Genomic DNA, 17,480 nt, shown 5'->3' on the forward strand with positions numbered 1-17,480 from the left:
GTCAGTTGAACGCGCCGCCCTGGGTAAACTCGCCGGAGGGGCCATAGGCGCCGGGGCGCTTGCGCAGCAGGGCCAGGGCCAGGCCCAAAGTCAGTCCCATAGCCAGCATCGACGATCCCCCGTAGCTGATGAACGGAAGCGTCATGCCCTTGGTCGGGATCATGTTCAAGTTCACCGCGATATTGATCATCGCCTGCTGGCCCACCAGCACGAACAAACCGGCGGCGGCGACCTGCTCGAAGGTGTCGTTCAGCTTCATGGCCTTCATCATGCCGCGCACCACCACGAAGGCGAACAGGCCGATCAGCGACAGCGAGAACACCAGGCCATATTCCTCGGCGGCGACCGAATAGATGAAGTCGGTGTGCAGGTCGGGCACGTGGCGCTTCATGACCCCCTCGCCCGGGCCGCGCCCGAACAGGCCGCCGGCGTGGATGGCCTCGGCGGCGCGGGTGATCTGGTGGGTGTCGGCCTGGTCGGGACTGAGAAACTTCTGCACCCGGGCGTGCACGTGGTCGAACAGGAAATAGGTCGAGAACAGTCCCGCCACCGCGACCCCGCCCAGGCCCATGATCCAGCTGATCGGCACCCCGGCCATCCAGAAGGCGGCCCCGAAGGCCACGGTGATCAGCACGGTCTGGCCCACATCGGGCTGGATCAGCAGCAGGCCCACGGCGATGGCGTACAGCAGGAAGGCGATCGAGACGCCCGGCACCCCCTCGCCCTTCTGGCCCTCGGCGAACATCCACGAGACCAGCACGATCAGGGCCGGCTTCATGAACTCGGACGGCTGCAGGGTGAAGCCGGCGAACTGCACCCAGCGGGTGGCGCCCTTGGCGTTGTGGCCGATGAACGGCAGGGCGATCATCACCGCGATGGCCGCCACATAGACGAAGAAGGCCGTGCGCCGCACGCCCTTGGGCGACAGCATCGAGGTCCCCAACAGGATCACCGCCGAGAGGCTGGCGAAGACGCACATGCGCAGGGCGAAATGGAACTGGTCGTCGATGCCGATCCGCTGGGCCGCCGCCGGGCTGGAGGCGAACGACAGCAGCACGCCCAGGGTGACCAGTATCGCCGTGGCGCCCAGCAGCCAGCGATCGGTCGTCCACCACCAGATGCCGATCGCCGTGCGGTCGGTTCTGGCGAAGGCGTGGGTGGTCTGGGTGGCCATGGCCGGAGAGTCGGCGCGCAAGGTTAATCGAACATTGCTGCCACGCTTGTCGGCGGGGGATATGCGGCGAAAGGCGACGGACTTTTCGCCTGTGGATGGGCCGGCGGCGGCGCGCTAAGGGTGAGACCGCTGTTTGCCGCCCGAGGATGACGATGAAAGACGCCTGGATCGCCCGCCGAAGCCTGCTGGTTGGGGCCGGACTGTTGCTGGTAAGCCCGCTGTCGGCGCACGCCCAGGGCGCCAAGCCCCGGGTGGCGATCGAGACCGCGCTGGGCGTGATTGTGGTGGAACTGGAAGACAAGAAGGCGCCGATCACGGCCGCCAACTTCCTGCGCTATGTCGACAAGAAGAAGTTCGACGGCGGCAGCTTCTATCGCGCCTCACGGGCCCGGGGCGCGCCGACCAACGGCTCGATCCAGGCCGGCCCCTCGATCCGCACCCGCCGCTTCGCGCCCATCGCTCATGAGAGCACCAGACTGACGGGGATCAGGCACAAGGCCGGGACCATCTCGATGGCCCGCAACGAGCCGGGCAGCGCCACGGCCGACTTCTTCATCTGCGCCAGCCCGATGGCCTATCTCGACGCCAAGCCCGGCGCGGCCGGTGACAACCAGGGCTTCGCGGCCTTCGGCACGGTGGTCAAGGGCATGGACGTGGTGCGCAAGATCCTGGCCTCGAAGACGGATGGGGTGCCGCAGAACCCCAGCATGAAGGGGCAGATGATCAATCCGCCGGTGGGGATTGTGGGGGTGAAGCGGGTTTAGAGGGCGCGAAGCCCCACTCTGCCCCCTCCTCTCCCGTCATTCCCGCCCTTGTGGCGGGAACCTCTCTATCCGCCGCAGGTGCGGAAGGGGCGAAGTGCGCGCGCACTTCGCCGGCGCTTCACGTGCGGCTGAACCAGGGGTTCCCGCCACAAGGGCGGGAATGACGGTTGATAGGGTTGAGCTTCGCAAGGCAGGCCAAAGCGGCCAGGCCGCGCCCTGAAATCCTTGGAGGCGAGCTTGCTCTGGCTGACGGCCTCGTCAAGGACGGCCCCTGCGGGGCCGCCGCCTCGCGGCGACGCGAGAGCGTCGTCCTTGACGAGGCCGGCAGCCAGAGCTCCAATGCTACCAAAGGTTTCAGGACGGGCTGCACCCGCGTGGGCGGATCGACAGTGTCACAGTGGACCTACAAGCGAGGATTAATGGCAACGTGGAGTGATATAGTTACGGGCGGCTTGGCCACATTGGGCGCCCTTGGTGGCGTCGGAGTGGTCTCTGCAGCCGTGGCAAAGTTCGTTTCTGACCACGCATCGCAACGTCTGCTTCAGGCGCACAAAAGTGAACTCGACCAAGCTTTGGAGAGTCACAAGTCACAGCTTTCCAAGGAAACCGAGACTCACAAGCTAAAACTCAAACGAGAAGAGCTCATATTCCAGCGTGAGGTCGAAGCTGCGCAAGCATTTATGAGCATGTGGCGCGCAGTTTGGCCACGGTACAGAATGCCGGACATGGATTGGGACGATGCGTGCTCTGACGCAGCCGAAGATTTCGGCCTCTATGAAAAAATTCTTGAAGATTTTTTGGAGCAGCACACCATCGCCATCAGCGATACCGTGCGCCAGGGGATAGAGTCAGCCCGATCCATAGCAGCTAGAGAAAAGTTTTTTACCTTAGAGCAAGGGCAAGAACCACCCACCGAAGCTGTTAAAGCCGCTGGTGAGATGCTGGATTTACTCAAAGAAGCTCAAAATCACATTTTGAAAGATTTGAGGCGCTAGCTAACTAAATCTGCAAAATACAGGCGAACGCCCCACCCCTACCCCCGCGCCGCCTTAACCCCGATCTTCCCCAGCCCCTCGACCGCCGCCCGGAACGCCTCGCCGCGGGCTTCGAAGTCCGCGAACTGGTCGAACGAGGCGCAGGCCGGCGACAGCAGCACGATGGCGTCCTCGCCGCTGTCCATGGCGTCCGAGAACGCCGCCGCCGTGGCCACCTCGATGCTTCCGCACAGCCGCACCGGGGCCTTGCCCTCCAGCGTGGCGGCGAAGTCTTCGGCCGCGTCGCCGATCAGATAGGCCTTGGCCACGCGCGGGAAGAGGTCGGTCAGCTCACTGATGCCGCCGGCCTTGGGCACGCCGCCGGCGATCCAGTAGAACTTGGGATAGCTGCTCATCGCCTGGCGGGCGGCGTCGGCGTTGGTGGCCTTGCTGTCGTTGACGAAGCGCACGCGGCCGATCTTGCCGACGGTCTCCATCCGGTGAGCCAGGCCCGGGAAGGTCAGCAGGCCCTCGACCACGTCATGGGCGGGGATGCCGATGGCGGTGGCGGCCGCATAGGCGGCGCAGGCGTTCTGCCAGTTGTGGCGCCCCGGCAGGCTGCGGGCGCGCAGCAGGTCGGCCATCTCGGTGACGCGATCGCCGGTGGCGTCGTACAGCACGCCCTGCAGGGCGTAGACGCCCCGGCCCATGGCCTTGCCGGCGCTGATCGGCCAGATGGTGCGGCGGTTGGCGGCGGTGATCTCGGTGCAGATCTGCTGGCACCAGGGGTCATCGACCCCGATGATGGCGGTGTCGCCCTTGCCCTGGTTGAGGAAGATCCGGCGCTTGGCGGCGATATAGCCGTCCATGCCGCCGTGACGGTCCAGGTGGTCGGGCGAGATGTTGAGCAGCACCGTGGCGTCGGCCTTGAGGCTGCTGGTCAGGTCCAACTGGTAGGACGACAGTTCCAGCACATAGACGGCGCCGCCGTGCATGTCTTCCAGGCCCAGAACGCCGGTCCCGATATTGCCGCCGACGCGGGTGTCGCGGCCGGCGCTGGCGCACAGGTGGCCGATCAGCGCCGTAGTGGTGGATTTGCCGTTGGTGCCCGTGATGGCGATGATCTTGGGCCGCTTGTGCGGCGGGGCGGCGTTGACCGTGCGGGCGAACAGCTCGATGTCGCCCAGGATCTCGACCCCGGCGTCGCGGGCCATCTTCACCGTCCAGTGCGGCTGGGGATGGGTCAGGGGCACGCCAGGCGACAGCATCAGGGCCGAGAACAGGCTCCAGTCGGCCGAGCGCAGGTCGACGACCTTGAAGCCCTCGGCCATGGCGGCGTCCTGGCTGGCGGGGTTTTCGTCCCACACCGCCACATTGGCCCCGCCGGCCACGAGGGCGCGTGCGGCCGTCAGGCCGGTGCGGCCCAGGCCGAACACCGCGACGGTCTTGCCCTCGAAACCACGGACGGGGATCATGATCTGGCTCCCTATCTCAGCTTCAGGGTGGCGAGGCCGACGAAGGACAGCATCATCGCCACGATCCAGAAGCGGATCACGACGGTGGATTCCGGCCAGCCCAGCTTCTCGAAATGGTGGTGGATCGGGGCCATCAGGAAGACCCGCTTGCCGGTCTTCTTGAAGTAGCCGACCTGGATGATGACGCTGAGCGCCTCGGCCACGAACAAACCACCGACAATGCCCAGCACCAGCTCATGCTTGGAGCACACGGCGATCGCGCCCAGGGCGCCGCCGAGGGCCAGCGAGCCGGTGTCGCCCATGAAGATCTTGGCGGGGGGCGCGTTGTACCAGAGGAAGCCCATGCCTCCGCCGATGATCGCGCCGCACAGCACCGCCAGCTCGCCGACGCCGGGCGCGAAGTGCAGGTTCAGATAGTCGGCGAACTTGTAGTTGCCGACCAGATAGGTGATCAGGCCGAAGGTCGCCGCGGCGATCATCACCGGCACGATGGCCAGGCCGTCCAGCCCGTCGGTCAGGTTCACGGCGTTGGAAAAGCCGGCGATGGTGACGGCGGCGAAGGCTACGTAGAACCAGCCGAGGTTGATCACCAGCGTCTTGAAGAACGGGAAGACCAGGCTGGTTTCCATGCCCGGCGCCATGTCTTCCTTGGGCGCGAACAGGATCAGCAGCACGGTGGCGGCGATGGCCACGACGAACTGGGCGACCAGCTTCTGGCCGCTGGAGAGGCCGGCCGTGGTCTGCTTGGTGACCTTGGCGTAGTCGTCCATGAAGCCCAGCACGCCGTAGCTGCCGGTGATCAGCAGCACCACCCAGACATGGACGTTGCGTAGGTCGGCCCACAGGATGGCGCCCACGAACAGGCCGGCCAGGATCATGAAGCCGCCCATGGTGGGCGTGCCGGCCTTTTCGGTGATGTGGCGGGCGATGCCGTCGGTGCGGATCGGCTGGCCCTTGCCCTGGCGGGCCTTCATCCAGCGGATGAAGCGCGAGCCCATGGCGACGGCGACGATATAGGCGGTCAGCATGGCCATGCCGGTCCTGAAGGTCAGGTACTTCAGCAGGTTCAGCAGCGGCACGTGCTCCTGGGAGCGCGCCAGCCATTCATACAGAAAATACAGCATCAGCCCCGTCCCCCAAGATCAAGCGCCGCCAGAGCCTTGGCCAGAAGGCCCGCCCTGGAGCCATTCGACCCCTTAACCATCACCACGTCGCCCGGCCGGATCGCGGCCGTCAGTTCCGCCGTTAACTTTTCGGTAACCTCCGCGTAGCCGCCCCGCCGAGTCGGCGGAAGCGCCTCCCAGAGTGATTTCATGTGGACGCCTGCCAGAAAGACAAGATCGACGTTCGCGGCATCCAGCGGGCCTGCAAGCTCGGCGTGAAACCGGGCGCTGCCCTCGCCCAGTTCGAGCATGTCGGTCAGCACGGCGATCCGCCGGCCCGCAACCTTGCGCGCGCCCAGCGTCGTCAGGGCCGCCTGCATCGAGACCGGATTGGCGTTGTAGCTCTCGTCGACCAGAGTGAAGGAGCCGCCGTCGATCTTGACGATCGTCTCGGCGCCGCGTCCCTCGATCGGCTCGAAGGTCGCCAGGGCCCGCAGAGCGGTGTCGCGATCCACGCCCAGGGCTTCCAGCATCAGCAGCACGCACAGGCTGTTGGGGCCCCAGTGGACGCCGGTCTGCAGAAGCGGGAACTTGATCAGCTCGCCGCGCAGGTCGACGGTGACCAGGGCGCCGTCGTCAATGACCTCGAATGCGAGCAGCCGGGCGGTGACGCCCTCGCCCGAGCCGAAGCTCCACACCGCCGCGCCGGCCTTCTCGGCCTCGGCCTTCAGCAGGTCGAACCAGGGGTTGTCGGCGTTCAGCACGGCCACGCCCTCGGGCTCCAGGCCGGCGAAGATCTCGGCCTTGGCGCGGGCAACGCCCGCCTCGCCGTCGGCGAAGTTTTCCAGGTGCACGGGGCCGACGGTGGTGATGGCCACGGCGTGCGGACGGATCATCCGCGACAGCGGCACGATCTCGTCGGCGTGGTTCATGCCGACCTCGAACACGGCGCGTTCAGTGTCGCGCGGCATGCGGGCCAGGGTCAGGGGAACGCCGATATGGTTGTTGTAAGACTTGACCGACGCATGGGCCTTGCCGGCCAGGCGCAGGCCGGCCTCGACGGCGCGGGTGACGCTAGTCTTGCCGACCGAGCCGGTGATCGCGCCGCGACGGGTCTGGGGGGCGCGCATCCGGGCCGCCTCGCCCAGACGCTCCAGGCCCCGGAAGGTGTCCTCGACCAGCACCGCCGGCACCGGCACGGGCTTGGAGACGAGCGCGCCGGCCGCGCCCTTGTCATTGGTCTGAACGACGAACTCATGGCCATCGCGCGCGCCGGTCAGGGCCACGAACAGGTCGCCGGGCTCGATGCTGCGGCTGTCGATCGAGACGCCGGTCGCGGCGAAGTCCTGCGTGACCTTGCCGCCGGTCGCGGCGGCGATCTCCTGCGCTGTCCAGAGGGGCTCAGACATCAGCCATCTCCAGCGCGGCGAGGGTCTCGGTCACATCGTCGAACGGGTGATTGACGCCGGCCACCAGCTGGCCCTGCTCGTGACCCTTGCCGGCCACCACCAGCACGTCGCCCTCGACCATCTGGGCGGCGGCGGCGCGGATGGCGGCGCGGCGGTCGCCGATCTCGGTGGCGCCGGGCGCGGCAGCCAGGATGGCGGCGCGGATCGAGGCGGGCTCTTCCGAGCGCGGATTGTCGTCGGTGACGATGGCCACGTCGGCCAGCCGCGCGGCGATCTCGCCCATCAGCGGTCGCTTGCCCCGGTCACGATCACCGCCCGCGCCGAACACCACGATCAGCTTGCCGGCCGTGTGGGGACGCAGGGCCTGCAGGACGGTCTCCAGACCATCGGGCGTGTGGGCATAGTCGACATAGGCCTCGCCGCCCCGGGCGCCGCGACCCACGCGCTGCAGACGTCCGGCCGCGCCTTCCAGGCTCTCCAGCGCTTTCAGCACGGCGGCGGTGTTCTCGCCGGTGGCGATGCAAAGCCCGGCCGCGACCAGCACGTTGCTGGCCTGGAAGGCCCCGGCCAGCGGCAGCTCGACGGTGTAGGTCTGGCCGGCCGCCTCGACCGTCAGGGTCTGGCCGTGCGGCGTCAGGGCGCGCGAGACCAGCTTTAGCCCCTGCCCTTCGTCGCCGACGGAGAACACGCTCTGGCCCGAGGTCACCGCCGTGGCGGCGAAAACTGGAAACGCGTCGCTGTCGCTGTTCAGCACCGCCGTCGCGCCCATGGGCAGCAGGGCGTCGAACAGGCGCAGCTTGGCGTCGCGATAGCTCTCCATCGAGCCGTGATAGTCGAGGTGATCCTGGGTGAAGTTGGTGAAGCCGGCGGCCTTCAGGCTCACCCCGTCCAGGCGACGTTGATCGACGCCATGCGACGAGGCCTCGACCGCCAGGTGAGTGACGCCCTCGCGCGCCAGACGCGCCATCATCTCGGCCACATCGGCCGCGTCGGGGGTGGTGAGGCCGGGAGGGGTCAGTTGCTGGTCCGCAGCGCCGGGCCCACTGACCACGACGCCCAGGGTTCCCATGCTGGCGGCCTTGTGGCCGAGTCGCGCGAAGATCTGGCGACAGAAGCCGGCGACCGAGGTCTTGCCGTTGGTGCCGGTGATGGCGATGCAGATCGCCGGCTGGACGCCCCAGAAGGCGGCCGAGGCCAGGGCGTAGGCGCGGCGCGGATCCTCGACCTTCACGGTCGGGACCGAAAAAGTCTCCATGCCGACCGGACCCAGCACGGCGGCCGCGCCGGCGGCGATGGCCCCGGGGGCGAAGCTGGCGCCATCGACTTTCGTGCCCGGCAGGGCGGCGAACAGGGTTCCGGGCCCGACCTTGCGGCTGTCGGCCGTCACCCCGGTGATCACCGGGTTGTCTGGCAGGTCGCGCTGGAGAAGGTCGGAAAGCGTCTTGGTCACAGGCCGGTTCCGGGGCTGGTGTTTTGCGAGTTGGAGACGGTCATGATCTGCGGCTTGCGATGCACGCCCAGGAACGGGGCGATGCGCTCGATCACCTTGCCAGCGGCCGGCGCCGCCACCCAGCCGCCGGTCGAGAAACCGAAGGTGCGGGCGTTGCCCTTGGGTTCGTCCAGCAGGATCAGCACGAAATAGCGGTCGGCCTCCAGCGGGCCGTCGGTGGGGAACACCGCCGCGAAGGACGAGACCTGACGCTGGTGGTTATAGGCCTTGAGGGCGGGGTCGTACTTCTCGCCGGTGCCGGTCTTGCCGCCCACCGACAGGCCGGCCACGTCGGCCTTGCCGCCACTGCCGCCTTCGCCGGGAATGACATTGGCCCGCATGATCCGCAGCATCTGTTGCGAGGTTTCCTCGGTCAGCACGCGCGGACCTTCGGGCCGCACGCCCTGGGCCAGCTTGCGGATGGTCAGGGGCGGACGGGCGCCGCCGTTCAGCAGAGGGCCCATGGCCTCGGCCAGGGCCAGGGGCGTGATGTTCATGCCGTGACCGAACGAAGTGGAGGCGACTGCGTCCTCGTCCCACTTGCGCGGGGTCAGGGGGCGGGCCGATTCCAGCAGCTCGACCTTGGCCGGCTTGGTCAGGCCCAGATTGGCGAAATACTGGCTCAGCCGCTGGGCCCCGACGCCGACCGCCAGCTTGGCGGTGCCGATGTTGGACGAGTGCTTGAACACCTCGACCAGGGTCAGGATCGCCTTGGCGGCGTGGTAGTCGTGGATCGTCCGATAGCCCAGCTTGTAGGGCTCGCGAGCGTCGAAGGTCGAGGTCGGGGTGGCGACGCCGGTGTCCAGGCCGATGGCCACGGTAAAGGCCTTGAAGGTCGAGCCCATTTCATACACCGCGCCGGCCGCCCGGTTGAGCTTCTGGTCGTCGGTGGCGGTCCCGGCCTTGTTGGGATCGAAGTCGGGATAGCTGGCCATGCCCAGGATTTCGCCGGTGTGGACATTGGTCACCAGGCCCACCGCGCCGCGCGGCTGGAACTCCAGCGCAGCCTTGCGCAGCTCGTCTTCCAGGGCGGCCTGCACGCGGATGTCGATCGACAGCACGGTGGGACCACCGCCGCCGGCCGCCTGCCGGATCGGCTTGTCCAGAGCCCGCTCGGCCCCAGCCAGACCCTTGCCGCCGCTGTCGACGAAACCGACCAGATGAGCGGCGGTGGCGCCTAGCGGATAGACGCGGCGACCCTGCTCCTCGAACGAGATGCCCGGCAGACCAAGGTTGAAGATGGCGTCCTTCTGCTCAGGCGTCAGGCCGCCCAGCAGGAAGGTGCGACGGTCGCCGAACACGACCTTGTCCAGGCGCTTGGCGGGCACTTCGGGCAGGGCCTTGCCGAGCGCGCGACGCGCTTCGGGCTTGTCCCAGACTTCCTTGGGATCGACGTACAGGGCGTAGTGGGTCAGGTCGACGGCCAGCAGGCGGCCATCGCGGTCCACCAGATCGCCCCGCGCGCCCTCGGTCGAGGCCAGATAGCCCGCGCCCTTGCCGGCGTTGGAGAACAGGGCCGAAACGCTTGCCCCCAGGGCCAGGCCCACGAAGCACAGGCCGAAGAAGGCCATCACGAAGAAGATGCGGATGCGGGTGTCGTCTTCGGGCTTGGCGGCGGCGCGCGAGCGCTCGAAGGCGTGTTCCAGGCGCCAGACGCGCTCGATCAACCAGCGCCAGGCGCCGGGCTGAAAGCCGGACGGACCCAGGTTGGAGAGGCTCATCGTGGCCCCTCCCCCTGCGGAACGGACGAAGTCGGCGCGTCGTCCGGCCCCGGCTCGGGCGCGTCGGCGGCCAGGGCGTCGGGCGCCACCGTCTCGGCGTTAAGCTCGACGGGCGCGGGCGGCGCGCGGTTGCGGGCCACGTCGATCAGGGCGTCCTCGGTCGTCTCGTGGGAGGCCGCAACGGACTGCAGACCCATGGCCAGGGCCAGGGCCTCGATGCGGCGGGGCTGCTCCAGATGGGCGACCTCGGCCTCAAGCAGGCGCTTGCGAGCCTGCTCGTCCTCGATCTCGCGCTCGATGCGGGCGATCTCGTTGCGCTCGCGGCCGGCGACCGTCTTGGCCAGATAGACGCCGGTGACCAGGGTCAGCAAAACGCCCAGACCCACGACTTCGACAATGCGAAAGCCGCGAACCCGACGATTGAACAGACCCGAGACACTCACGACAGATCCACCCAGATCGGAGCGGTCGTGCGGATGGCGGCGCGCAGCTTGGACGAGCGGGCGCGCGGATTGACCGCCAGCTCGGCCTCGCCCGGCGCGATGGCCTTGTTGGCGATCAGCTGGAAGCTGGCCGGCGCACCGGCCGGCGCCTGCGGCAGGTGGCGCGAACCGCCCGGCGTGCGCCCGGCCCGCTCGGCCAGGAAGTTTTTGACGATGCGGTCTTCCAGCGAATGGAAGCTGACCACCGCCAGCCGACCGCCTGGCTTGAGGATGACTTCGGCGGCGGCCAGAGCGGCCTCCAGCTCGGCCAGCTCTTCATTGACCGCGATGCGCAGGCCCTGGAACGAGCGGGTGGCCGGATGCACCTTGGCGCCCTTGCGGCCGCCCAGGGCGCGCTCGATCACATGGGCCAGATCCAGGGTGCGCTCGAACTTGCGCTCTTCGCGGCGGCGCACCAGGAAGCTGGCGATGCGGCGCGAGGCGTGCTCCTCGCCATAGACATAGAGGATGCGGGCCAGCTCGGTGTGGTCCAGGTCATTGACCAGATCGGCGGCCGTCGGACCGGTGTCGCTCATCCGCATGTCCAGCGGACCGTCGCGCATGAAGGAAAAGCCGCGCTCGGCCTCGTCCAGCTGCATGGACGAGACGCCGATATCCAGCACCACGCCATCCACCGACTGCGGCTCGAAATGCTCGGCCATCTGCGAGAAGCGGTCCTGCACCAGACGGAAGCGGTCAGCTGGCAGGCCCTGCGCAAAGCGCTGAACGGTCGGGTCGCGGTCAAAGCCCACAACGCTGGCGCCGGTGGCCAGGATGGCGCGGGTATAGCCGCCCGCGCCGAAAGTGCCGTCGATGATCGTCTCGCCCGGCTTGGGAGCCAGGGCGTCAACGATCTCGTTGAGCAGGACGGAGATGTGGGGAGCGGCCTCGGTCATGCGCCACCCAACCTTGCGGTGCGCTGCTGAACCCGCATGGCCGCAAGACCTTCGCGGGCCAGTTCACGTTGCGCGGCGCGGTGGGCCTGGAAGGCCTCGCGCGACCAGATCTGAAAACGCTCACCCATACCGACGACAGTCACCCAATCACTCAGACCGAACATCTCGCACAGGTGATCGGGAAGCGTAATGCGACCAGCTGTATCAAACGACAGCCTGGCCATGCCGCCCAGCACGCTGGTCTCCAGCGCCGTGCGGACCGGATCGCCGAACTCCAGCTCCTCGATCACGCCCAAGTAACGGTCAAACAAGGCTTTTCCGCCACCTTCCAGGCAATCGGCCTCGATGGAGGGGAAGCAGACCACGCCGTCAAAGGGGCCCGAGATCGCCGCGCGGAAGTCCTGCGGCACAACGATGCGCCGCTTACTGTCCACCTGCTTCTCGAACGTCGAGAGGAACACCGCGCCCTACCCCTTTAGACCCCGTCGGACGGCGAAACCCGATCGCCGCCGACCAAACTGGGTTAACATGGGATGAACTGGGAAACAATGACACCAGCGGGCATTTTGCCGCGAAAACAAAGATGTCGCACGGGCCCGTGACTTGTGATCACAAGCCATCAACAGAACATACACGGAACTGTTAAGTGTTGGAGGCGCCCAAAGGCTTGCCCCGCAAAGGGTCAAATCGTCCGATGACGGGGGATGGGGGGGCGTCTGCCCCCTCCCCGCCACAATCAAGACGGGGAGAGACGGACCAGACGGTCTGTAAGCCGGGTTCTGTGCCACCCTTGCCCCGAGAGGCGAGAATGCGACGATCATTCCTCTGGACCGCCCATTGCTGGACGGTTCTCGCGACCTACCCGAACCCTACTCAGCCAGTGACGGCCTAGTCGACGCGAGGTCGACGCGGGGTCCCTATTCGGTCTTGCTCCAGGCGGGGCTTGCCATGCCGTCCCTGTCGCCAGGTCCGCGGTGGGCTCTTACCCCACCCTTTCACCCTTCCCGCCCTCGAAAGGGAGGAGGTTTGCTTTCTGTGGCGCTATCCCTGGGATCGCTCCCGGCGGGCGTTACCCGCCGCCTTGTCACCGTGGAGCCCGGACTTTCCTCGGCCCTCTTGCGAGGACCGCGACCGCCCGACCGTCTGGTCCGGGACGGTGTTTGACGGCGGATGGGACGCAGGTCAACTTTTCATCCGCTTTCCAGGGCCGAGGGGGCAAAGCCGGACCAAGGCTCACCTGCTGAGCCGCCCCCCATCACTGCAGCCGCTCGCGCTCCAGTCGTCGCAGCCGGGCGACATCCGCCTGCATCTCCTCGATCAGCCAGTGCATGAAGGCCTGGACGGTGGCGCTGGCGCGATCGGCCTTGCGGCAGACGACAAAATAGGCCCCCGCATCCACCGGGGGATGCTTCAGCGGCGCGACCAGCTGGCTGGCGTTCGGCGCATCGAGCACCAGCGGCAGCAGCCCCAGGAGCACGCCGCGCCCCTGCGCTGCGGCGTCAATCGCGGAGGGAACATTGTCGAAGGTCAGGGTGCGGGCCGGCTTCAGGCCCGGGCAACCGACCCCCGCAAACCATTCCGGCCAGCCCGCGCGGCCGACGCTCAGGTCGATCAAGGTGGCCCGGGCCAGGTCCTGTGGCGCCTGCACCGTCTCGGCCATCTCAAGCGTGCACAGCGGCGTGGCGCGCAGGTCCAGCAGCTTGTGGCCAAACAGGCCGGGGGTTACGGCCGCAACATTGCGGATGGCGACATCGGCTTCGCCCTTCTCGAGATCCACCACCCGCGCCTCGGTGTCGATCGACAGGGAAAGGTCTGGATGCAGCGCTTCGAAGCGCGCCAGCCGGGGCACCAGCCAGACATTGGTGAACAGCGGCAGCGCCGCGATGCGCAGCCCTGTCGAGACGGACTGCCGCTTGGCCTGGCCAAGCGCGGTGTCGATGTCGAAGAAGGCTTGCGACAACCGCGCGCTCAGGGTTTCGCCGAGCGGCGTCAGCCGAACCTGCCGGACCTGGCGCAGAAACAGCGGCGCGCCGACCCAGGCTTCCACGGCCCGCACCTGGTGGCTGACCGCCGAGGGCGTCAGGCCCAGTTCCAGACCCGCATCGCGAAAGCTCTGCCGCTGCGCCGCCACGGCGAAGATCCTCAGGGCGGCAAAGCTGGGGGCGTCGCGTTTCATAGGTGAAATTCATTCACCTATATGGGCGGAAACTCAAGCGTCCAGGCCGCGGTTGGCCCGCTAGTCTCCTCGTCCATAGGAGACATCATGACCTTGACACCATCCCCGTCCCGCCGACCCGTCCTGCGGACTTTCGGCTTTTGGCTGTCCGTGCCGCTGGCGCTCCTGCAGGCGGTGAATGTGGCGCGCGCGCTGTCCGATCCGACGGGCTTCGCCACCTATTATGGCGTGCCGGTCAGTGGCGCAGACGCTGTGGCCTGGGTGCAGGTCTATGCCCTGCGCACCGCCTTCGTCGCGGCGCTGGTGGCGATCTTCCTGGTCCGGCGGGATCTACGCGCCCTGTTCTGGACCGCGACCGCAGCGCTCATCCTGCCCCTGGGCGATGCCTGGCTGACCCACACGACCGGCGCCGCGTCCTCGATCGTGGCGCGCCATCTGGCGATCGAGGGCTATCTGGCCCTGACCTGCGTCGCGCTGTTCATCGCCAATCGCAACGCGGCGCGCCTGCCATGACCGGGAGGCTCAATCGTCTGGCCACGCGCCTGGATACGGCGGGCGCCATTGGCCGCATGCGCCGGCATCGTGAAGGCTGGCCGGCCCGCGCCTCCGAAGGCGTCAGGTTCTTCCAGTCGCCCAAGGTGCAGTATCGCTATCGCGAAGCCGGCAAGGGCCAAACGATCGTCTTCAGCGTCGATCCGCCAATGACGCTGGAAGTCTATGACGCCCTGATCGCGACCTTTGCCCAGCATTTCCGCGTGATTGCGTTTGAGCTGCCGGCGATGGGCTTCTCGGCCGCTGCAGAAGACTATCGCTTCGGGTTTCGCGAAACCCATGACGACCTGGCGATCTTCCTCAAGGCCGTGGCCGGGTCAGGCGCCATCCTGGCGTTCTCTTGCGTCGCCGGCCATGCCGCCCTCGACATCGCCGCGCGCTATCCCGATCTCGTCTCTCGTCTGACCCTGTTGCAGGCCGGCGATGTCGCGGCGTTCAAGGCCTGGAAAGCTGCGCGCGATCCCAAGGGCATCCTGGCCAAGCCGATCCTGGGCCATATCGCGATGCGCCGCATGGCGCCCAAACGCATGCCGGCCTGGTACGGGCTTTCGGTGGGCAAGAAGGAGATGATCGGCGATCTGTGCCGGTGCGCTGAGCGGTCCTTCCAGCACGGCGCCCAATGGTCGCTCGCCAGCGCCTACCAGTGCTACATGGACCCCGACGTTGAACTGCCGCGCGCCCACCAGCCCCTGCTGTCGATCTGGGGCGCGGCCGATCGTTCCCACCCCGCCGGCAACGCGCATTCCATCCAGCGACTGCGACCGGATGCGGCCTGCGTGACCTTTGACGATCTGGGTCACACGCCCGAGCTTGAGGATCCGCAGCGCGTCTTCGCCGCCATCGTGCGCTTCTGTGAGGCGAACCCGGCCAGACCCTGAACGCAAGGCAGCTAGGCGCCGCGCCTCAGCGCTCGACCTCACGCATCAGCTTCGCCAGCGGATGTTTGCCCAGCGCCTTGGCCGCGCCCAGACGATCCGCCGCGCTCTTGTTCTGCGACAGCTTGAAGGTCCCCTCCAGCCGGTCGACGAACAGCCGCCCGCCGATGATGCCGCGCAACATAGCCTCGAACTTGCCCGGCGCCATCTTGTGGCGGGTCCATAGGGGCTTGGGCAGGAGGCGCGCCTCTTCCTGCTCGGAGAGACTGTCGAGCTGGGCGATCAGCTCGGCTTCGTTCAGCACCGCGACCGAGCCCTCGGCCTCGACGGAGAGGTAGTTCCAGGTCGGCACCTGGTCGGCGCTCTCGTACCCGTCAGGGCTGATGTAAGCGTCGGGCCCCGTCGCCAGCATCACGGCGCGAAAACTCTGCACCAGATGCGGCGCCAGGATGTTGCCGCGCGACAGGTGGAAGTCGATGACCAGCTCGTCGTGCATCTCGCGCACCACGACCGGCGCCTGGGCGACCATCGGGCGACCGCCGACGCTGGCGGCCAGGGTCACGAACGGATGCTGGCGCAGAAAGGCGAGCAGGGTGTCGCGATCGCCGACTCTGAACGGCTGGGCTGGATGCATCAGTCGCCCGCCCGCAGCAGGCCCACCAGCCGGGCGCGAGTCTCGCCGTCGGCGATGCCGTCGAAGCGGGTCTGCAGCCAGTGGCGCTGGAAGGCCGAGACGATCGTGGTGGTATGGGCGTCGTACTTGCCGGTCGGGGCGCAGTCATAGCCCAGGCGGGTCAGGCCGGCCTGCAGGGCGAAGACGCCCGTGCCCTCCTCACCCTCGCCCAGCGGCGCGCCGGGCGACGGGGGCGGCTCGATCCACAGGCCGTGACCGCTTTCGGCCAGGCGCTTCCAGGGGAACAGTTCGCCCGGATCGATCTTGCGGGCCGGGGCGATGTCGGAATGGCCGAGGATCCGGCTGTCGGAGATCATCCAGCGCGAGCGCACATCGGCCAGCAGGTTGATCACCGAAGCGATCTGGGCCTCGGGAAAGTCGCGATAGCCGAATTCGTGGCCCGGATTGACGATCTCGATGCCGATCGAGGCCGAGTTGATGTCTTTCACGCCCTTCCAGAACGCGGCCCCGGCGTGCCAGGCGCGGCGCTCCTCGGCCACCAGGCGGAAGATGCGGCCGTCTTCCTCGACCACATAGTGGGCCGAGACCTTGGCTTGCGGATCGCGCAGACGCTCGATCGCGGCCTCGCCGGTTTCCATGCCAGTATAGTGCAGGATAACGCAGTCAGGCACCGCCTTGCGGGCGTCGAAATTGGGCGACGGCGCCTCGATCAGCGGCAGGGTCATTGGACGCGGTTCCGGATAGACATCAGCAGGGGCATCACCTGGTTCTTGCGCAGGGCGATGACCAGAACGCCTAGCAAAGCCAGGGCCGCGCCGACACCCATCCGCAGGTCGAAATGATCATGGGTGATCAGGACGCCCAGGGCGATGGTCATCAGCGGCGTCATCAGGGTCAAGGGCGCGATCAGATTGGCCTCATACTTCTGGATCAGGCCGTAATAGGCCGTGTGCCCCACGACCGAGACCACCAGGGCCGAGAACACCACCGCCGCCACGAACGGCCAGCCGGCGTTGAGCGCCGCTGGAACAGAGCCGGGCTCGGTCACGGCGCTGATCAGGGCCAGGGGCAGGAACGAGGAGAAGCCGACCCAGGCCTGGAACTGCAAGGGTTTGACGCCTTCCATCTGCTTCATCATCACCGCGCCCAGCGAGCCGGTGAAGGCCGCCGCCGCGATCAGCCACAGGCCGGCCGACAGCTCCAGCCCATGCGGGCTCCACATCACCACCACCGCCCCGGCCAGGGTCAGGGCGATGCCCAGGCCGCGCTTCCAGCGGATGCGCTCGCCCAGGATGATCACCGACAGGATGGTCGTGAACGGCACGCCCAGCTGGATGATCACCGAGGCGGCCGACGGCGAGGCGGTCTTGAAGCCCATGAACAGCAGGGCGAAATTGCCCGCGCCCATCAGCAGGGCCACCAGGATCAGCCGCCACACCGGGCGCGGGGCCGGGAGCAGCCACGGCAGGGTGACCAGCGCCACCAGGGCGAAGCGCACCGAGGCATAGGCCAGCGGAGGCACGCCCCAGTGGGACACCACGATCTTGGAGATGATGTTGTTGCCGGCCCAGACCAGACAGATCAGGACCAGCACGCCGAAATCGCGCAGGGACATGCCCCGCAATACGCGCGAGAGCCGACCGTGCGCAATGAAAACCGACGCCGCTTCGACGCGTCGTGGTTGACGCTACGTCGAAACGGTCGTTTGTTGGTGAACACTGATCAGATATCAAGGCGTCCGGAACAGCCGGGCCAT

At 67.4% G+C, this 17,480-nt stretch carries 17 protein-coding genes and 1 other RNA gene; 4 read left to right on the plus strand and 14 right to left on the minus strand.

Annotation, left to right across the window (positions count from 1 at the left end):
• Position 1 precedes the first annotated feature (1 nt).
• On the minus strand, positions 2–1,174 hold the full coding sequence (gene ftsW, locus ACN2C7_RS14825; protein ID WP_419321481.1) for a putative lipid II flippase FtsW: 1,173 nt from the start codon (positions 1,172–1,174) through the stop codon (positions 2–4).
• Positions 1,175–1,326: 152 nt separating this feature from the next.
• On the opposite strand from ftsW, the gene ACN2C7_RS14830 reads away from it, so the two are divergent.
• Together ACN2C7_RS14830 and ACN2C7_RS14835 are read left to right on the plus strand one after the other, a co-directional pair.
• Entirely contained in the window at positions 1,327–1,938 is a 612-nt protein-coding gene (locus ACN2C7_RS14830) for a peptidylprolyl isomerase (protein WP_419317773.1), read from the plus strand.
• 500 nt (positions 1,939–2,438) lie between these two features.
• Positions 2,439–2,933 (plus strand): hypothetical protein, encoded by a 495-nt coding sequence (locus ACN2C7_RS14835; RefSeq protein ID WP_419317775.1) that lies wholly within the window; start codon positions 2,439–2,441, stop codon positions 2,931–2,933.
• Between the two features lie 38 nt (positions 2,934–2,971).
• On the opposite strand, the gene murD is transcribed toward ACN2C7_RS14835, so the two are convergent.
• From murD to ACN2C7_RS14885, 10 genes are all read right to left on the minus strand, one after another.
• Positions 2,972–4,387: a UDP-N-acetylmuramoyl-L-alanine--D-glutamate ligase gene (gene murD / locus ACN2C7_RS14840; protein WP_419317777.1), complete on the minus strand. Its 1,416-nt coding sequence runs from the start codon at positions 4,385–4,387 to the stop codon at positions 2,972–2,974.
• Positions 4,388–4,398: 11 nt separating this feature from the next.
• The gene (mraY, locus tag ACN2C7_RS14845) at positions 4,399–5,511 is read right to left on the minus strand and encodes a phospho-N-acetylmuramoyl-pentapeptide-transferase (RefSeq protein WP_419317779.1); all 1,113 of its coding nucleotides are present in this window, start codon (positions 5,509–5,511) and stop codon (positions 4,399–4,401) included.
• Complete coding sequence (locus ACN2C7_RS14850; protein ID WP_419317781.1) at positions 5,511–6,899, minus strand: UDP-N-acetylmuramoyl-tripeptide--D-alanyl-D-alanine ligase; 1,389 nt, start codon at positions 6,897–6,899, stop codon at positions 5,511–5,513. The genes mraY and ACN2C7_RS14850 overlap by 1 nt, the downstream gene beginning before the upstream one ends.
• Complete coding sequence (locus ACN2C7_RS14855; protein WP_419317783.1) at positions 6,892–8,349, minus strand: UDP-N-acetylmuramoyl-L-alanyl-D-glutamate--2,6-diaminopimelate ligase; 1,458 nt, start codon at positions 8,347–8,349, stop codon at positions 6,892–6,894. Before ACN2C7_RS14855 ends, ACN2C7_RS14850 begins: the two co-directional genes overlap by 8 nt.
• Positions 8,346–10,109, minus strand: a complete 1,764-nt coding sequence (locus ACN2C7_RS14860; RefSeq protein WP_419317785.1) for a peptidoglycan D,D-transpeptidase FtsI family protein — start codon at positions 10,107–10,109, stop codon at positions 8,346–8,348. The genes ACN2C7_RS14855 and ACN2C7_RS14860 overlap by 4 nt, the downstream gene beginning before the upstream one ends.
• Entirely contained in the window at positions 10,106–10,552 is a 447-nt protein-coding gene (gene ftsL, locus ACN2C7_RS14865) for a cell division protein FtsL (protein ID WP_419317787.1), read from the minus strand. The genes ACN2C7_RS14860 and ftsL overlap by 4 nt, the downstream gene beginning before the upstream one ends.
• On the minus strand, positions 10,549–11,487 hold the full coding sequence (gene rsmH / locus ACN2C7_RS14870) for a 16S rRNA (cytosine(1402)-N(4))-methyltransferase RsmH (RefSeq protein ID WP_419317789.1): 939 nt from the start codon (positions 11,485–11,487) through the stop codon (positions 10,549–10,551). Before rsmH ends, ftsL begins: the two co-directional genes overlap by 4 nt.
• Positions 11,484–11,948 carry a division/cell wall cluster transcriptional repressor MraZ gene (locus ACN2C7_RS14875; RefSeq protein ID WP_419317791.1) on the minus strand — a complete coding sequence of 155 codons (465 nt, stop codon included), beginning with the start codon at positions 11,946–11,948 and terminating at the stop codon, positions 11,484–11,486. Before ACN2C7_RS14875 ends, rsmH begins: the two co-directional genes overlap by 4 nt.
• Positions 11,949–12,239: 291 nt before the next feature.
• An RNA gene (gene rnpB / locus ACN2C7_RS14880) (RNase P RNA component class A) lies at positions 12,240–12,634 on the minus strand.
• Positions 12,635–12,742: 108 nt separating this feature from the next.
• On the minus strand, positions 12,743–13,663 hold the full coding sequence (locus ACN2C7_RS14885) for a LysR substrate-binding domain-containing protein (RefSeq protein WP_419317792.1): 921 nt from the start codon (positions 13,661–13,663) through the stop codon (positions 12,743–12,745).
• A gap of 87 nt (positions 13,664–13,750) precedes the next feature.
• On the opposite strand from ACN2C7_RS14885, the gene ACN2C7_RS14890 reads away from it, so the two are divergent.
• A complete protein-coding gene (locus ACN2C7_RS14890; RefSeq protein WP_419317794.1) occupies positions 13,751–14,176 on the plus strand; it encodes a DUF4267 domain-containing protein in 426 nt (141 codons plus the stop codon).
• Positions 14,173–15,093, plus strand: coding sequence for an alpha/beta fold hydrolase (locus tag ACN2C7_RS14895; protein WP_419317795.1), 921 nt, complete (start codon positions 14,173–14,175; stop codon positions 15,091–15,093). The genes ACN2C7_RS14890 and ACN2C7_RS14895 overlap by 4 nt, the downstream gene beginning before the upstream one ends.
• 25 nt (positions 15,094–15,118) lie before the next feature.
• On the opposite strand, the gene ACN2C7_RS14900 is transcribed toward ACN2C7_RS14895, so the two are convergent.
• The 3 genes from ACN2C7_RS14900 to ACN2C7_RS14910 are packed head-to-tail and all read right to left on the minus strand — an operon-like array spanning position 15,119 to position 17,339.
• A complete protein-coding gene (locus tag ACN2C7_RS14900) occupies positions 15,119–15,724 on the minus strand; it encodes an FMN-binding negative transcriptional regulator (protein ID WP_419317797.1) in 606 nt (201 codons plus the stop codon).
• On the minus strand, positions 15,724–16,449 hold the full coding sequence (locus tag ACN2C7_RS14905) for an N-acetylmuramoyl-L-alanine amidase (RefSeq protein ID WP_419317799.1): 726 nt from the start codon (positions 16,447–16,449) through the stop codon (positions 15,724–15,726). Before ACN2C7_RS14905 ends, ACN2C7_RS14900 begins: the two co-directional genes overlap by 1 nt.
• Positions 16,446–17,339 carry a DMT family transporter gene (locus ACN2C7_RS14910; protein WP_419252038.1) on the minus strand — a complete coding sequence of 298 codons (894 nt, stop codon included), beginning with the start codon at positions 17,337–17,339 and terminating at the stop codon, positions 16,446–16,448. Before ACN2C7_RS14910 ends, ACN2C7_RS14905 begins: the two co-directional genes overlap by 4 nt.
• Between the last annotated feature and the right edge of the window lie 141 nt (positions 17,340–17,480).

This window comes from Caulobacter sp. ErkDOM-E, from assembly GCF_048541895.1.
Taxonomy (GTDB): domain Bacteria; phylum Pseudomonadota; class Alphaproteobacteria; order Caulobacterales; family Caulobacteraceae; genus Caulobacter.

Bases quoted from the DNA above. Each gene is read 5' to 3' on its own strand.
- ACN2C7_RS14830 (WP_419317773.1), top strand. From the start codon at position 1,327: ATGAAAGACGCCTGGATCGCCCGCCGAAGCCTGCTGGTTGGGGCCGGA.
- ACN2C7_RS14905 (WP_419317799.1), bottom strand. From the start codon at position 16,449: ATGACCCTGCCGCTGATCGAGGCGCCGTCGCCCAATTTCGACGCCCGC.
- ftsW (WP_419321481.1), bottom strand. From the start codon at position 1,174: ATGGCCACCCAGACCACCCACGCCTTCGCCAGAACCGACCGCACGGCG.
- rsmH (WP_419317789.1), bottom strand. From the start codon at position 11,487: ATGACCGAGGCCGCTCCCCACATCTCCGTCCTGCTCAACGAGATCGTT.
- murD (WP_419317777.1), bottom strand. From the start codon at position 4,387: ATGATCCCCGTCCGTGGTTTCGAGGGCAAGACCGTCGCGGTGTTCGGC.
- ACN2C7_RS14885 (WP_419317792.1), bottom strand. From the start codon at position 13,663: ATGAAACGCGACGCCCCCAGCTTTGCCGCCCTGAGGATCTTCGCCGTG.
- ACN2C7_RS14850 (WP_419317781.1), bottom strand. From the start codon at position 6,899: ATGTCTGAGCCCCTCTGGACAGCGCAGGAGATCGCCGCCGCGACCGGC.
- ACN2C7_RS14910 (WP_419252038.1), bottom strand. From the start codon at position 17,339: ATGTCCCTGCGCGATTTCGGCGTGCTGGTCCTGATCTGTCTGGTCTGG.
- ACN2C7_RS14895 (WP_419317795.1), top strand. From the start codon at position 14,173: ATGACCGGGAGGCTCAATCGTCTGGCCACGCGCCTGGATACGGCGGGC.
- ACN2C7_RS14860 (WP_419317785.1), bottom strand. From the start codon at position 10,109: ATGAGCCTCTCCAACCTGGGTCCGTCCGGCTTTCAGCCCGGCGCCTGG.
- mraY (WP_419317779.1), bottom strand. From the start codon at position 5,511: ATGCTGTATTTTCTGTATGAATGGCTGGCGCGCTCCCAGGAGCACGTG.
- ACN2C7_RS14900 (WP_419317797.1), bottom strand. From the start codon at position 15,724: ATGCATCCAGCCCAGCCGTTCAGAGTCGGCGATCGCGACACCCTGCTC.
- ACN2C7_RS14890 (WP_419317794.1), top strand. From the start codon at position 13,751: ATGACCTTGACACCATCCCCGTCCCGCCGACCCGTCCTGCGGACTTTC.